Genomic DNA, 14601 nt, shown 5'->3' with positions numbered 1-14601 from the left:
GCATCACCGACGGGCGGCGGCGTTCCAGCGGATATCAGGCGCGTCAGCCCGCCGCCCGCGGCAGCACCTGCTCGCAGAACAGATGCAGACTCCGCCACCCCTCCTCCACCGGCATCCCGCCCGCCAGCGGATGCAGCACATAGGAGTCCAAGCCCAGCGCCACGCACGCGTCCGGCGTGAGGATCCGGTACACGCCCTCGGCACGCAGCTCCTGAACCGTCGTCGCGGCCGACTTCACCGCGGACCGCACCCCGCCCGACTGCCAGGACGCGTACGTCCGCGCCTCGTGCAGGAAGGGCTCCCCGTACCGAGCCCACGCCCGGTCCGGATCCTCGGCCACATGCAGCAGCGGTGTCTCGGCGGCGGGCATCATCACCCAGCCCTCGGTGCCGTACTCCACGAGCCGCTCCTTGTAGTACGCCTCCAGCTCCGGCAGATGCGCGCTGGGGAAGAAGGGCAGGCCGAGCCGGGCGGCCCGGCGGGCGGCGGCCTTGGAGGAGCCGCCGACCAGGAGCAGGGGGTGCGGTTCGGTGTACGGACGCGGGGTGATGCGGACCGTGCGGCCCCGGTAGGGGAAGGGCTCGCCCGTCCATGCCTTCAGCAGCGTCTCCAGCAGCTCGTCCTGGAGCCGCCCGCGCCGGGCGAAGTCCACGCCGAACAGGTCGTACTCCTCGGGCCGGTACCCGATCCCGGCGACCGTCACCAGCCGGCCGCCGCTCAGCAGGTCCAGCACGGCGATCTCCTCGGCGAGCCGCAGGGGGTCGTGCAGCGGGCCGATGACCGCCGAGACCGTGACCGCGACACGCCGAGTGGCGCCGAAGACGGCCCCCGCGAAGGCGAACGGCGACGGCAGCCAGTTGTTGTCGGCCCCGTGGTGCTCCTCCGTCTGCACGGTGGTCACGCCCCGGTCGTCGGCGTACGACGCCATCTCCAGGGCCGCCCGGTAACGGGCGCCGAGCTCGGCGGGGGAGGCCCCGGGAGCGACGAGGTTGAAGCGTACGACCGAGACGGGCATGGGACGTCTCCCTTCACCGGGCGGGTGTCCGGAGGACGTTAGCTGACGGGGCGTCAGACGGCCAGGGGTGTGGAGATCCGGCGGCCCTGGTGCCAGGAGGACGGCACGAGCCGCGTGACCCGAGGCTCCATGACTGATACTGGACCCGTTATGGACATCGTCATCCTTGCTGTAGTCATCGCCGTGGTCGTGCTCGGCGCGCTCGGCGGGCTCATCGTCGGCAGCCGGCGCAAGAAGCAGCTGCCCCCGCCCCCGCCCGCAGCGCCCGACATCACCGCCCCACCGGCCGAGCCGCACGTCGGCGACGAGGCCGAGACGCCGCGGGAGGAACCGCGGCGCACGATAGAGGAGGTGGATCTCCCGGACGGCTCGGCTCCGGTCGTCGTCGAGGAGCCGCCCGCCGAGGCTCCCGAGATCGAGATCCCGGAGCCCACCGCAGGCCGCCTGGTCCGGCTGCGGGCCCGGCTCTCCCGCTCGCAGAACGCTCTCGGCAAGGGTTTGCTGACCCTGCTGTCGCGCGAGCACCTCGACGAGGACACCTGGGAGGAGATCGAGGACACGCTGCTCACCGCCGACGTCGGTGTGCAGCCCACCCAGGAACTGGTCGAGCGCCTGCGCGAGCGCGTGAAGGTGCTCGGCACCCGCACCACCGACGAACTGCGCACCCTGTTGCGTGAGGAACTGGTCACGCTGGTCGGCCGGGACATGGACCGCACGGTCAGGACCGAGCCGGAGGACCGCAAGCCGGGCATCGTGCTGGTCGTCGGCGTCAACGGCACCGGTAAGACCACCACCACCGGCAAGCTCGCCCGCGTCCTGGTGGCCGACGGCCAGAGCGTGGTTCTCGGTGCCGCCGACACCTTCCGTGCCGCCGCCGCCGACCAGCTCCAGACCTGGGGCGAGCGCGTCGGCGCCCACACCGTGCGCGGACCGGAGGGCGGCGACCCGGCCTCCGTCGCCTTCGACGCGGTCAAGGAGGGCAAGGAGATGGGCGCGAACGTCGTGCTCATCGACACCGCCGGCCGTCTGCACACCAAGACCGGCCTCATGGACGAGCTCGGCAAGGTCAAGCGGGTCGTGGAGAAGCAGGCCCCGGTGGACGAGGTGCTGCTCGTGCTCGACGCCACCACCGGCCAGAACGGCCTGGTCCAGGCCCGGGTCTTCGCCGAGGTCGTCGACATCACCGGCATCGTCCTCACCAAGCTGGACGGCACGGCCAAGGGCGGCATCGTGGTCGCGGTCCAGCGCGAGCTGGGCGTCCCGGTCAAGCTGGTCGGGCTCGGCGAGGGCGCGGACGACCTGGCGCCGTTCGAGCCGGAGGCGTTCGTTGACGCTCTCATCGGAGAGTGAGCTGCGGCCACTGCCGAGGAGTCACTTACGGAAATCCGTATGTGATGCGGTCACGAAGCGCCCGTCCCGATACGCACTCGGGTCGGGCGCTTCGTTGTGTACGGATTCCTGCCGGCTAAGCCCGTGACCGGTGCGCCACGTAGGCCAGCGTGCCCAGCACCAGGCGGGCCTCCGGGGGCCTGGACGCCGAGTCCAGGGCGGGGGAGCGCAGCCAGCGCACCGGGCCGAGACCGCCGCGGTCGGAGGGCGGTGCCGTGATGTGCGCGCCGGGGCCGAGACCGCGCAGGTCGAGGGCGGCCGGGTCGTCCCAGCCCATGCGGTAGAGCAGGCCGGGCAGGTCGGCGGCGGCGCCGGGGGCGACGAAGAAGTGGGCGCGGCCGTCCGGCGTCGCCGTGACCGGGCCGACGGGCAGGCCCATGCGTTCCAGCCGGGCGAGGGCGCGGCAGCCGGCGGGTTCGGCCACCTCGATGACGTCGAACGCCCGGCCGACCGGCAGCATCACCGACGCGCCGGGGAACTCGCCCCAGGTCTCGGTCACGTCGTCCAGCGTCGCCCCCGCGGGGATCACCGGCGCGAAGTCCAGCGGATGCGCGCCCGGCACCGGACAGTCACGGCGGCCGCAGGAGCAGGCGCCCGCCGCGGCCCGGGCGCCCGGCACCACGTCCCATCCCCACAGGCCGGTGTACTCGGCCACGGCCGTGCCGTCCGACGTGCGGCCGCGGCGGCGGGAGCCGGACCGGATGTCGCGCATGCCCCGGCTGATGCCGATCGTGAAGCCCATGCCCCCTCCAACGGGTCCGACGCACCGGTGGTTACGCTGCGGACGCAGTACGTGACTCTCTGTTTCCGCCTTCCCGGCCACGATCGGTTAACTCCGCGCCCGGAAGCGCCCAGGGTGGTGCGCCTGGCGACACGCGCCCCTGAGTACATCGCTGCACCCGCTCCTGGTTGTGCTGTGTCAAGTGAATCGCGGTCGCACGCACATGAGTTCATTCGAAGGGGTGGCGAATGGTGGCGTTTCCGTGTGAGCCGTGGCTGGACGGGTGATCGTAGGATTACTTTGTGTGCACGAGTCCTGGGGGCACATGCACTCGTGGGTATGCCGGAGGCAAGTCGGTATTCCGTTCGAAGGGTGACAAGGACCGGACGGGCGGCCGTACGAACCGGCATGCTGATAGGGCTTGGCGCACTCGGCGACAAGTGGTCTCAGGGATGGGGGCGTTCCAGTGAGCGGCAACGGCGGAAGCGGGACGAACGCTGCAAACGCGACGCACGCTGACAAGCGCCCGAACGAGCTGCTCACCTCCTGGTTCGTGCGCAGCGGCTGGTCCAAGGGCGAGCTCGCCCGCCAGGTCAACCGCCGGGCCCGCCAGCTGGGCGCCAACCACATCTCCACGGACACCTCGCGCGTGCGCCGCTGGCTCGACGGCGAGAACCCCCGCGAGCCGATCCCCAGGATTCTGTCCGAGCTGTTCTCGGAGCGCTTCGGCGTCGTCGTCTCCGTCGAGGACCTGGGGCTGCGCACCGCGCGCCAGTCACCCTCCGCGACCGGCGTCGACCTGCCCTGGACGGGCCCGCAGACCGTGGCCCTGCTCAGCGAGTTCTCGCGCAGCGACCTGATGCTGGCGCGGCGCGGCTTCCTCGGGAGCTCGCTGGTCCTGTCTGCGGGCCCGGCCCTCATCGAGCCCATGCAGCGCTGGCTCGTGCCCTCGCCCCCGGCCCCGCGGTCGGAGCCCGAGCCCGCGGCCGGTGCCTCCGGGCGGGCCCGCGGCCGGCTCTCCAAGCCGGAGCTGGACCTCCTGGAGTCCACGACCGTGATGTTCCGGCAGTGGGACGCCCAGTGCGGCGGCGGCCTGCGCCGCAAGGCGGTCGTCGGCCAGCTGCACGAAGTGACGGACCTCCTCCAGGAGCCCCAGCCCGAGGCCACCACCCGGCGCCTGTTCAAGGTCGCCGCCGAACTTGCCGAGCTGGCCGGCTGGATGTCGTACGACATCGGGCTCCAGCCGACCGCCCAGAAGTACTTCGTCCTCGCGCTGCACGCCGCGAAGGAGGCCGGTGACCGGCCCCTCGGTTCGTACGTGCTGTCCAGCATGAGCCGGCAGATGATCCACCTCGGCCGGCCCGACGACGCGCTGGAGCTGATCCACCTCGCGCAGTACGGCAGCCGGGACTGCGCGAGCCCGCGGACCCAGTCGATGCTGTATGCGATGGAGGCCCGCGCCTACGCCAACATGGGCCAGCCCGGCAAGTGCAAGCGGGCGGTCCGGATGGCCGAGGACACCTTCGCCGAGGCCGACGAGTGGGACGAGCCCGACCCCGACTGGATCCGCTTCTTCTCCGAGGCCGAGCTGTACGGCGAGAACTCGCACTCGTACCGCGACCTGGCCTATGTCGCCGGCCGCAGCCCGACCTACGCCTCGCTGGCCGAGCCCCTGATGAAGCGGGCCGTGGAGCTCTTCTCCGAGGACGGCGAGCACCAGCGGTCGTACGCACTGAACCTGATCGGCATGGCCACGGTGAACCTCCTCCAGCGCGAGCCCGAGCAGTGCACGGTCTACGCCTCCCAGGCCATGCAGGTCGCCAAGAAGGTCCGCTCCGAGCGGGTCAACACTCGTATCCGAAAGACGGTCGACACAGCCGCACGCGACTTCGGCGACCTGGGCGAGGTCGTCGACCTCACCGAGCGGCTCGCGGCCGAGCTGCCCGAGACCGCAGAGGCGGTCTGAGCTGCCCTCCTCCGAGAATCCGCCCACCCCCTGAACCCCGGCCGCGGCCGGCCCTCCCGAACTGCCCGACTCGGCTCCCCCATGCCAGGTCATCGGAAGGCCGACCGCGGCCGGACCTGCTTCCTCGCGGAAGATTGCGCCACGATAACGATCGACGCGCCCGCGATCCGGCAGTTCATCGAGGCGTAACACACAGAGCGCCTTCGTCACGGCGGCGAAACAACGAGGGGCTTCCACCGAAACCGCGCTGCGCCAATCTCGTGGCGCATAACCGGCCCACCCCTCATTCCGCTCGAGGCTTCGCCCGCACGGGGCCGTACCAACGACGAGGAGACGCCGATGGCACCAGCCATCACCCTTGCCGCAGAAGCACCCAAGCTGTCTGCCGCCAACACAGGGTTCATGCTCATCTGTTCCGCCCTGGTGATGCTCATGACCCCGGGCCTGGCCTTCTTCTACGGAGGCATGGTCCGCGTCAAGAGCACCTTGAACATGCTGATGATGAGCTTCATCAGCCTCGGGATCGTCACCATCCTGTGGGTGCTGTACGGCTTCTCCATGGCGTTCGGCACCGACTCCGGCAGCCTCATCGGCTGGAACTCCGACTGGGTCGGCCTCAGCAACATCGGCCTGACCCAGCTGTGGGACGGCTACACCATCCCGATCTTCGTGTTCCTGGTCTTCCAGCTGATGTTCGCGATCATCACGCCCGCCCTGATCAGCGGTGCCCTCGCCGACCGCGTGAAGTTCAGCGCGTGGGCGCTGTTCATCACCCTGTGGGCCACGGTCGTCTACTTCCCGGTCGCGCACTGGGTCTGGGGCGCCGGCGGCTGGGCCTTCGAGCTGGGTGTGATCGACTTCGCCGGTGGTACGGCGGTCCACATCAACGCCGGTGCCGCCGCGCTCGGCGTGATCCTGGTCATCGGCAAGCGCGTCGGCTTCAAGCGGGACCCGATGCGTCCGCACAGCCTGCCGCTGGTCATGTTCGGTGCCGGTCTGCTGTGGTTCGGCTGGTTCGGCTTCAACGCCGGCTCGTGGCTGGGCAACGACGACGGCGTCGGCGCGCTGATGTTCGTCAACACGCAGGTCGCCACCGCCGCCGCCATGCTGGCCTGGCTCGCCTACGAGAAGATCCGCCACGGCGCGTTCACCACGCTGGGCGCGGCCTCTGGCGCCGTCGCCGGTCTGGTCGCCATCACCCCGGCCGGTGGTGCGGTCAGCCCGCTCGGCGCGATCGCCGTCGGCGTCATCGCCGGTGTGCTGTGCGCCATGGCCGTCGGCCTGAAGTACAAGTTCGGCTACGACGACTCGCTCGACGTCGTCGGCGTCCACCTGGTCGGCGGTGTCGTCGGCTCCCTGCTGATCGGCTTCTTCGCCAGCGGCCACGGCCAGTCCGACGTCGCGGGCCTCTTCTACGGCGGCGGCCTGACCCAGTTCTGGAAGCAGTGCGCCGGTGTCTTCGCGGTGCTCGCCTACTCGCTGATCGTCTCCGCGCTCCTCGCCTTCATCCTCGACAAGACCATCGGTATGCGGGTCCCCGAGGACGACGAGATCGCCGGCATCGACCAGGCCGAGCACGCCGAGACCGCATACGACTTCAGCGGCGCCGGTGGCGGTGCCGCCAAGACCGCCGGCGTCGCGGCCGCCGTGGCCGGAGCCGAGAGCAAGAAGGTGGACGCATGAAGCTCATCACCGCCGTCGTGAAGCCGCACCGGCTCGACGAGATCAAGGAAGCCCTCCAGGCCTTCGGAGTGCACGGCCTGACGGTCACCGAGGCCAGCGGCTACGGTCGTCAGCGGGGCCACACCGAGGTCTACCGCGGTGCCGAGTACACGGTCGACCTCGTCCCCAAGATCCGCATCGAGGTCCTGGTCGAGGACGACGACGCCGAGCAGCTGATCGATGTCGTGGTCAAGGCGGCCCGCACCGGCAAGATCGGTGACGGCAAGGTCTGGTCCATCCCGGTCGACACGGCCGTACGGGTCCGGACCGGCGAGCGCGGCCCCGACGCGCTCTGAGGCAGGCAAACAGAACAGGAGTCGCTGGGTGACGGGTACGGACGTGCAGAAGGAAGCAGAGGATTCGGGACCCAGCGGCTACGCGGCGGCCCGGCTGCGTCTCCTCACCGAGGAGGCGCGGTCCGGGCCGCCGCGCCGTGCGGCCCTGGCCGAACTGACCGACGACTGGCTCACCGGCCTGTTCGCCGCGGGCGCGGAAGGGCTGCGTGGTGCCTCCCTGGTCGCCGTCGGCGGTTACGGACGCGGCGAGCTCTCCCCGCGCAGCGACCTCGACCTGCTCCTGCTGCACGACGGCAGCGACGCCAAGGCGGTCGCCGCCCTCGCCGACCGGCTCTGGTACCCGGTGTGGGACCTGGGCCTGGCCCTCGACCACTCCGTCCGCACGCCCGCCGAGGCCCGCAGGACCGCGGGGGAGGACCTCAAGGTTCAGCTCGGCCTGCTGGACGCCCGGCACATCGCCGGTGACCTCGGCCTCACCGCCGGACTGCGTACGGCCGTGCTGGCCGACTGGCGCAACCAGGCGCCCAAGCGCCTCCCCGAACTCCAGGAACTGTGCGCCGAACGCGCCGAGCGCCAGGGCGAGCTGCAGTACCTCCTGGAACCCGACCTGAAGGAGGCCCGCGGCGGACTGCGCGACGCCACCGCGCTGCGCGCCGTCGCCGCCTCCTGGCTCGCCGACGCCCCGCGCGAAGGCCTCGCCGACGCCCGGCGCCGGCTCCTCGACGTACGGGACGCCCTGCACCTGGCCACCGGGCGGGCCACCGACCGGCTCGCGCTCCAGGAGCAGGACCAGGTGGCCGCCGAGCTCGGCCTGCTCGACGCGGACACGCTGCTGCGGCAGGTGTACGAGGCGGCGCGGCTCATCTCGTACGCCAGTGATGTCACGTGGCGCGAGGTGGGGCGCGTACTGCGGTCGCGCGCTGTGCGGCCCCGGCTGCGCGCCATGCTGGGCGGCGGAAAGCCGACCGCCGAGCGTTCTCCGCTGGCCGAGGGCGTGGTGGAGCAGGACGGCGAGGTGGTACTCGCCCGTGCCGCACGCCCCGAGCGCGACCCCGTGCTGCCGCTGCGCGCCGCGGCCGCCGCGGCGCAGGCCGGACTCCCGCTCTCCCTGCACGCCGTACGGCGCATGGCGGCCACCGTGCGCCCGGTGCCCACGCCCTGGCCCGCCGAGGCCCGCGAGCAGCTCGTCACCCTGCTCGGCTCCGGCCGCCCGACCATCGAGGTCTGGGAGGCCCTGGAGGCCGAAGGGCTGATCACGCGGCTGCTGCCCGACTGGGAGCGGGTGCGGTGCCGCCCGCAGCGCAACGCCGTGCACCTGTGGACCGTCGACCGGCATCTCATCGAGACCGCCGTGCGCGCCTCCGAGTTCACCCGCCGGGTCAGCCGCCCCGACCTGCTGCTGGTCGCCGCGCTGCTGCACGACATCGGCAAGGGCTGGCCCGGCGACCACTCGGTGGCCGGCGAGATCATCGCCAAGGACGTGGCCGCCCGCATCGGCTTCGACCGCCACGACGTGACGGTCGTCGCCACCCTCGTCCGGCATCACCTGCTGCTCGTCGAGACGGCCACCCGGCGTGACCTGGAGGACCCTGCCACCGTGCGCTCGGTCGCCGAGGCCGTCGGCTCCCAGGGCACCCTGGAACTGCTGCACGCGCTCACCGAGGCCGACGCCCTGGCCACCGGCCCGGCCGCCTGGTCGTCCTGGCGCGGCTCGCTCGTCGCCGACCTGGTCGAGCGGGTCTCGGCGGTGCTCGCCGGGGACGCCCCGGACGATCCCGAGGACGCCGCGCCGACCGCCGAGCAGGAGCGGCTCGCCATCGAGGCGGTCGCGACGGGCAGCCCGGTCCTCTCCCTGCGGGCACAGACCGAGCCGCCCGCCGGACAGGAACCCTCCGGCGACCCCGAGCCGCTCGGCGTGGAACTGCTCATCGCCGTCCCCGACCAGCCGGGTGTGCTGCCCGCGGTGGCCGGTGTCCTCGCCATGCACCGGCTGACCGTACGGACGGCGGAGCTGCGGTCCCTGACCCTCCCGGACGGCGTCGACGGCTCCGTCCTGCTGCTGGACTGGCGGGTCGCCGCCGAGTACGGCTCCCTGCCGCAGGCCGCCCGCCTGCGCGCCGACCTGGTGCGGGCGCTGGACGGCTCCCTGGACATCGCCGGGCGCCTCGCCGAACGGGACGCGGCCTATCCGCGCCGCCGGGGCGTGGTGGCCCCGCCGCCCCGGGTGTCGGTGCACCCGGCCGCCTCCCGGCTGGCCACCGTCATCGAGGTCCGCTCCCAGGACGCCCCGGGCCTGCTGTTCCGCATCGGCCGCGCCCTGGAGGACGCGAGCGTACTGGTGCGCAGCGCGCACGTCTCGACGCTCGGCGCCAACGCCGTCGACGCCTTCTACGTGACCGGTCCGCAGGGCGCGCCGCTGCCCGGCGACGAGGCCGAGTCGGTGGCGCGGAAGCTGGAGGAGACACTGCGTGGGTGAGGGCGACCCGGCGACTTGTCACGCCGGGATACCCTGGAGGGCGATTCCCCAGTCTGACTCCGACCCCGAGGACCGCGAGCGCCGTGTTCGATACTCTTTCCGATCGCCTCTCAGCGACCTTCAAGAACCTGCGCGGCAAGGGACGGCTCTCCGAGGCGGACATCGACGCCACGGCGCGCGAGATCCGGATCGCGCTCCTCGAGGCGGATGTGGCCCTGCCGGTCGTCCGTACGTTCATCAAGAACGTCAAGGAGCGCGCACTCGGCGCCGAGGTCTCGCGGGCGCTGAACCCCGCCCAGCAGGTCCTCAAGATCGTCAACGACGAGCTGGTCACCATCCTCGGCGGCGAGACCAGGCGCCTGCGCTTCGCCAAGCAGCCGCCCACCGTGATCATGCTGGCGGGTCTGCAGGGTGCCGGTAAGACCACCCTCGCGGGCAAGCTCGGCCGCTGGCTGAAGGAGCAGGGCCACTCGCCGCTGCTCGTCGCCTGCGACCTCCAGCGCCCCAACGCCGTCAACCAGCTCAGCGTCGTCGCCGAGCGCGCCGGTGTCGCGGTATACGCCCCGGAGCCGGGCAACGGCGTCGGTGACCCGGTCAAGGTCGCCAAGGACTCCATCGACTTCGCCAAGTCCAAGGTCCACGACATCGTGATCGTGGACACCGCCGGCCGCCTGGGCATCGACCAGGAGATGATGCAGCAGGCCGCGGACATCCGGGACGCGGTCAGCCCCGACGAGATCCTCTTCGTCGTCGACGCGATGATCGGTCAGGACGCGGTCAACACCGCCGAGGCCTTCCGCGACGGCGTCGGCTTCGACGGCGTGGTGCTCTCCAAGCTCGACGGCGACGCCCGCGGTGGTGCGGCCCTGTCGATCCGGCAGATCACCGGCAAGCCGATCATGTTCGCGTCGAACGGCGAGAAGCTCGACGACTTCGACGCCTTCCACCCGGACCGGATGGCCTCCCGCATCCTCGACATGGGTGACCTGCTCACCCTGATCGAGCAGGCGGAGAAGACCTTCGACCAGGCCGAAGCCCAGAAGATGGCCGAGAAGCTGGCCTCCAAGAAGGGCCAGGACTTCACCCTCGACGACTTCCTGGCCCAGATGGAACAGGTCAGGAAGATGGGCTCCATCTCCAAGCTGCTCGGCATGCTCCCGGGCATGGGCCAGATGAAGGACCAGATCAACAACCTGGACGAGCGGGACGTCGACCGCACGGCCGCCATCATCAAGTCGATGACCCCGGCCGAGCGCCAGGAGCCGACGATCATCAACGGCTCGCGCCGCGCCCGTATCGCGCGGGGTTCCGGTGTCGAGGTCAGCGCGGTGAAGAACCTGGTCGAGCGGTTCTTCGAGGCCCGCAAGATGATGTCCCGCATGGCTCAGGGCGGCGGCATGCCGGGGATGCCCGGGATGCCGGGCATGGGCGGCGGTCCCGGCCGGACGAAGAAGAAGCAGAAGCAGGCCAAGGGCAAGCAGCGCTCCGGCAACCCGATGAAGCGCAAGCAGCAGGAGCAGGAGGAGGCCGCCCGCCGCGCGGCCGCCGCCGAGGGCGGCAACGCCTTCGGGCTGCCGCAGCAGGGCGCCAAGGACTTCGAACTCCCCGACGAGTTCAAGAAGTTCATGGGCTGACGGCCCGTACCGTACGACACCGAGGGCGCCCCCATTTCGAAAGGGGGCGCCCTCGGTGGTCTGTCGATGACCTGTCGGTCAGGCGTTCGGGAACGTCCAGACGTAGGGCTCGCCGTCCTCCTCGGACCAGTGCACCTCGGCGCTCTTGGCGTTCGCCGGGATCACGTACGTCTCGCAGAAGACGTGGCTCTCGCCCTGCTTCCAGCTCTCGACGTCGTACGGGTCCTCGCAGCCCGTCGCGTCCTCGGACGCCCCGATGAGGACGCTGCCGCGCTGCCCGTCGGCGAAGACCGTGGTGCCGTCGTGCACGTCGGAGCCGTCGGTGAGGGCGGGCCCGCTCTTGTGCGTGTACTTCACGTGGGCGACGGCCAGCACCTTGCCCTTGACCTTGTCCGGCTCCGAGACGGCCTTGGCCGCCTCCGCCTCGGTGCCCACGTCGACCTTCTGCGCCACGACCTCGTAGGTGACCTCGCCCGGGTCCTCCGCGACCTTGCCCGTGGCGCTCTCGCCGGTCTCCAGTTCACCGCCGGAGGCCGGCTCCGGCGAAGGGAAGACCTTGGCCTTCTCGGTGTCCGGGCTCTTCGCGTCGGCCTTGTCGCCGCCGCCACCGCAGGCGGTGAGCGCCAGAGCGAGGACGGCGACGGGCGCGACGAGACGCAGCGCGGTCTTGCGGTGCGGCACAACAGCTCCTGTATGCAGATGTGTAGGTCCCCCGAGCGGTGGATCACATTAAGCGTTCATGATCCACTTGGTGAAACCAAAAGCACGCCATGGTGCTTTCTTCACACCATTCACACCTGCACTCAAGATCTGTTCGCTATGGAATCCGAGCGATCAGATACCGGAACACATTCGGCATCCACACCGTCCCGTCCGGCCGCTGGTGCGGATGCAGCGCCTCGGTCAGCTCCTTGTCCACCTGCACCTGGTCCGTCGCCGTTATCGCCGCGTCGAACAGCCCGGTCGACTTGAGCCCGCGCACCGCGCTGTCCACATCGGCGTATCCGAAGGGGCACGCCACCCGCCCGGACCCGTCCGGCCTGAGACCGGCCCGCTGGGCGACGTCCTCCAGGTCGTCACGGAGGGCGGGGCGCCAGCTGCCCGTGCTGCGCAGCGGCTCCGCCAGCTTGGTGGCGACCCGCAGCACGGACGTCGTGGCGCACCGCTCCGGCGGACCCCAGCCGGCCAGCACCACGGCCGCTCCGCGCCCCGCCAGCGGCGTCGCCTCCGCGAGCAGCCCGCCCAGCCCCTCCGAGTCGCCCGCCAGGCACCCGATCGGCTCGAAGGCCGTCACCAGGGTGTACGCGGGAGCGCCCGGCTCCGCGGTGTCCCTCGGTGAGCCGTCGACCAGCCGGTTGCCCGCCCGCGCGCGTGTGGCCCCGGCCTCGGGCAGCAGTCGCTCCCGTGCGAGGGTCATTCTTTCGGGGGAAGCGTCGACACCGGTGACCGCCGCTCCCCGGGCGGCGGCCATCAGCAGGGCGAGTCCGGAACCGCAGCCGAGGCCGAGCAGCCGCGTCGTGGGACCCACGTCCAGTCGCTCGTAGACGGCCTCGTAGAGCGGTACGAGCATCCGCTCCTGGATTTCGGACCAGTCACGCGCGCGTGCACGCAGGTCCACGCGGGGTGCGGCCCCCGCGTGAGGCAGGTGCTGCCGCACGAGCGTAGGTGTCATAAGTAAGCGCCCCAATCCGCCGAGAGTTGCCTCTTGCCCGATTCCATGGCCCCCGTGACAGTGCGCTCGCACTACCCCCGTATGCCAGGAAACTCCCCCCTCGACCTGTCGTCCAGTGGAAAGCGGCACGGCATATGAGTTGTCATGTGCCTATGGCGAGATTTCACATTCCGGCAACGTGGGGCCGTACGATCTCGCCATGGCCAAGGCACCCGTTCTCACCCCCCAGGCGGACGATTTCCCGCGCTGGTACCAGGACTTGATCACCAAGGCGGAGCTCGCCGACAACGGTCCGGTGCGCGGCACCATGGTCATCCGACCGTACGGATACGGGCTGTGGGAGCGGATGCAGGGCGAGATGGACGCCCGCATCAAGGAGACGGGCACTCAGAACGCGTACTTCCCGCTCCTGATCCCGCAGTCGTACCTCACGCGCGAGGCGGACCACGTCGAGGGCTTCGCGCCCGAGCTGGCCGTGGTCACGCACGGCGGCGGCAAGGAACTCGAAGAGCCCGCCGTGGTCCGGCCCACCTCCGAGATGATCATCAACGACTACTTCTCGAAGTGGGTCCAGAGCTACCGCGACCTGCCGCTGCTCATCAACCAGTGGGCGAATGTCGTGCGCTGGGAGCTGCGGCCCCGCCTGTTCCTGCGCACCACCGAGTTCCTCTGGCAGGAGGGCCACACCGCGCACGCCACGTACGAGGAGGCGCGCGACTTCGCCGCGCACATTCACCGGAAGGTCTACGAGGACTTCATGGTGAACGTCCTCGCGATGGACGTCGTCCCCGGCCGCAAGACCGTCAAGGAGCGGTTCGCCGGCGCCGTCAACACCCTCACGCTCGAAGGCATGATGGGCGACGGCAAGGCCCTCCAGATGGCCACCAGCCACGAACTGGGCCAGAACTTCGCCAAGGCCTTCAACACGCAGTACCTGTCCAAGGACGGCAAGCAGGAGCTGGTCTGGCAGACCTCCTGGGGTTCCACCACCCGCATGATCGGCGCCCTGGTGATGATGCACGGCGACGACAACGGCCTGCGCGTCCCGCCGAGGCTGGCGCAGATCCAGGCGGTGGTGCTGGCGATCAAGGGCGATGAGGCGGTTCTGGCCAAGGTCCGCGAGCTCGGCGACCGGCTGAAGGCGGCCGGGATCCGCGTCCACGTGGACGACCGCACCGACATCCCCTTCGGCCGCCGCGCCGTCGACTGGGAGCTCAAGGGGGTGCCGGTCCGGATCGAGATCGGCCCCCGCGACCTGGAGAGCGGCACCGCGATGCTGGCCCGCCGCATCCCCGGCGGCAAGGAGCCGGTCTCCCTGGATGCCCTGGTGTCGCTGCTGCCGCAGGTCCTCGAAGAGGACCAGGCCCTGCTGCTGGAGCAGTCCCGGGAGCGCCGGGAGTCCCGTACCGCCGAGGTCTCGACGATCGACGAGGCCGTCGAGGTCACGGGCGCCGGCGGCTGGGCGCGCATCCCGTGGGCGGTGCTCGGCGAGGAGGGCGAAGCCAAGCTGGCCGATCACGCGGTGACCGTACGGTGTCTGGTCGCCGAGGACGGGTCGGTGCCGGACGCCGACGACGCACCCGGTAACGTCGCGGTCGTCGCACGCGCTTACTGAGTAGGCGCAGGCGCTCACCGAGTGGGGCGCAAGGCGGCCGAAACGCCTCTTGCGTAACCGCGGACCCCTGCTTCCTCGGCGCGCGGACATCGTGT

Annotated in this window: 11 protein-coding genes; 7 read left to right on the top strand and 4 right to left on the bottom strand. The window is 71.0% G+C overall.

From position 1 onward, the window contains the following. Positions 1-43 precede the first annotated feature (43 nt). Entirely contained in the window at positions 44-1015 is a 972-nt protein-coding gene (locus MQE23_RS13275) for an LLM class flavin-dependent oxidoreductase (RefSeq protein WP_243379248.1), read from the bottom strand. 150 nt (positions 1016-1165) lie between these two features. Between MQE23_RS13275 and ftsY the strand changes: the two genes are divergently transcribed. Continuing rightward, the gene (ftsY, locus tag MQE23_RS13270) at positions 1166-2365 is read left to right on the top strand and encodes a signal recognition particle-docking protein FtsY (RefSeq protein ID WP_243379247.1); all 1200 of its coding nucleotides are present in this window, start codon (positions 1166-1168) and stop codon (positions 2363-2365) included. A 115-nt stretch (positions 2366-2480) separates the two neighbouring features. On the opposite strand, the gene MQE23_RS13265 is transcribed toward ftsY, so the two are convergent. After that, complete coding sequence (locus MQE23_RS13265) at positions 2481-3146, bottom strand: bifunctional DNA primase/polymerase (RefSeq protein ID WP_243379246.1); 666 nt, start codon at positions 3144-3146, stop codon at positions 2481-2483. Positions 3147-3591: 445 nt separating this feature from the next. Between MQE23_RS13265 and MQE23_RS13260 the strand changes: the two genes are divergently transcribed. The 5 genes from MQE23_RS13260 to ffh all read left to right on the top strand — a co-directional run bounded on the left by MQE23_RS13260 (position 3592) and on the right by ffh (position 11219). Continuing rightward, on the top strand, positions 3592-5091 hold the full coding sequence (locus tag MQE23_RS13260) for a hypothetical protein (RefSeq protein ID WP_020270373.1): 1500 nt from the start codon (positions 3592-3594) through the stop codon (positions 5089-5091). Positions 5092-5430: 339 nt separating this feature from the next. Next, positions 5431-6774, top strand: a complete 1344-nt coding sequence (locus tag MQE23_RS13255; RefSeq protein ID WP_243379245.1) for an ammonium transporter — start codon at positions 5431-5433, stop codon at positions 6772-6774. Beyond that, positions 6771-7109, top strand: coding sequence for a P-II family nitrogen regulator (locus tag MQE23_RS13250; RefSeq protein ID WP_003993253.1), 339 nt, complete (start codon positions 6771-6773; stop codon positions 7107-7109). Before MQE23_RS13255 ends, MQE23_RS13250 begins: the two co-directional genes overlap by 4 nt. Before the next feature lie 28 nt (positions 7110-7137). Continuing rightward, positions 7138-9585: a [protein-PII] uridylyltransferase gene (locus MQE23_RS13245; RefSeq protein ID WP_243379244.1), complete on the top strand. Its 2448-nt coding sequence runs from the start codon at positions 7138-7140 to the stop codon at positions 9583-9585. A gap of 83 nt (positions 9586-9668) precedes the next feature. After that, positions 9669-11219 (top strand): signal recognition particle protein, encoded by a 1551-nt coding sequence (ffh, locus tag MQE23_RS13240; protein ID WP_020270369.1) that lies wholly within the window; start codon positions 9669-9671, stop codon positions 11217-11219. A gap of 78 nt (positions 11220-11297) precedes the next feature. Here the strand turns inward: ffh and MQE23_RS13235 are convergent, their stop codons facing one another. Both MQE23_RS13235 and MQE23_RS13230 read right to left on the bottom strand, forming a co-directional pair. After that, positions 11298-11900, bottom strand: coding sequence for a hypothetical protein (locus MQE23_RS13235; protein ID WP_243379243.1), 603 nt, complete (start codon positions 11898-11900; stop codon positions 11298-11300). Positions 11901-12036: 136 nt separating this feature from the next. Further along, a complete protein-coding gene (locus tag MQE23_RS13230; RefSeq protein WP_082319767.1) occupies positions 12037-12891 on the bottom strand; it encodes a methyltransferase domain-containing protein in 855 nt (284 codons plus the stop codon). 199 nt (positions 12892-13090) lie between these two features. Between MQE23_RS13230 and proS the strand changes: the two genes are divergently transcribed. Beyond that, positions 13091-14506 carry a proline--tRNA ligase gene (proS, locus tag MQE23_RS13225; protein ID WP_243379242.1) on the top strand — a complete coding sequence of 472 codons (1416 nt, stop codon included), beginning with the start codon at positions 13091-13093 and terminating at the stop codon, positions 14504-14506. Positions 14507-14601 lie beyond the last annotated feature (95 nt).

The sequence above is a fragment of the Streptomyces sp. HP-A2021 genome (genome assembly GCF_022807935.1).
GTDB classification, from domain to species: domain Bacteria; phylum Actinomycetota; class Actinomycetes; order Streptomycetales; family Streptomycetaceae; genus Streptomyces; species Streptomyces afghaniensis.
This window is presented reverse-complemented; position numbering and strand designations above follow the sequence as displayed.

Coding starts and splice junctions, on each gene's coding strand:
- MQE23_RS13230 (WP_082319767.1), bottom strand. CDS start 12,891: ATGACACCTACGCTCGTGCGGCAGCACCTGCCTCACGCGGGGGCCGCA.
- MQE23_RS13275 (WP_243379248.1), bottom strand. CDS start 1,015: ATGCCCGTCTCGGTCGTACGCTTCAACCTCGTCGCTCCCGGGGCCTCC.
- ftsY (WP_243379247.1), top strand. CDS start 1,166: ATGGACATCGTCATCCTTGCTGTAGTCATCGCCGTGGTCGTGCTCGGC.
- proS (WP_243379242.1), top strand. CDS start 13,091: ATGGCCAAGGCACCCGTTCTCACCCCCCAGGCGGACGATTTCCCGCGC.
- MQE23_RS13250 (WP_003993253.1), top strand. CDS start 6,771: ATGAAGCTCATCACCGCCGTCGTGAAGCCGCACCGGCTCGACGAGATC.
- MQE23_RS13265 (WP_243379246.1), bottom strand. CDS start 3,146: ATGGGCTTCACGATCGGCATCAGCCGGGGCATGCGCGACATCCGGTCC.
- MQE23_RS13255 (WP_243379245.1), top strand. CDS start 5,431: ATGGCACCAGCCATCACCCTTGCCGCAGAAGCACCCAAGCTGTCTGCC.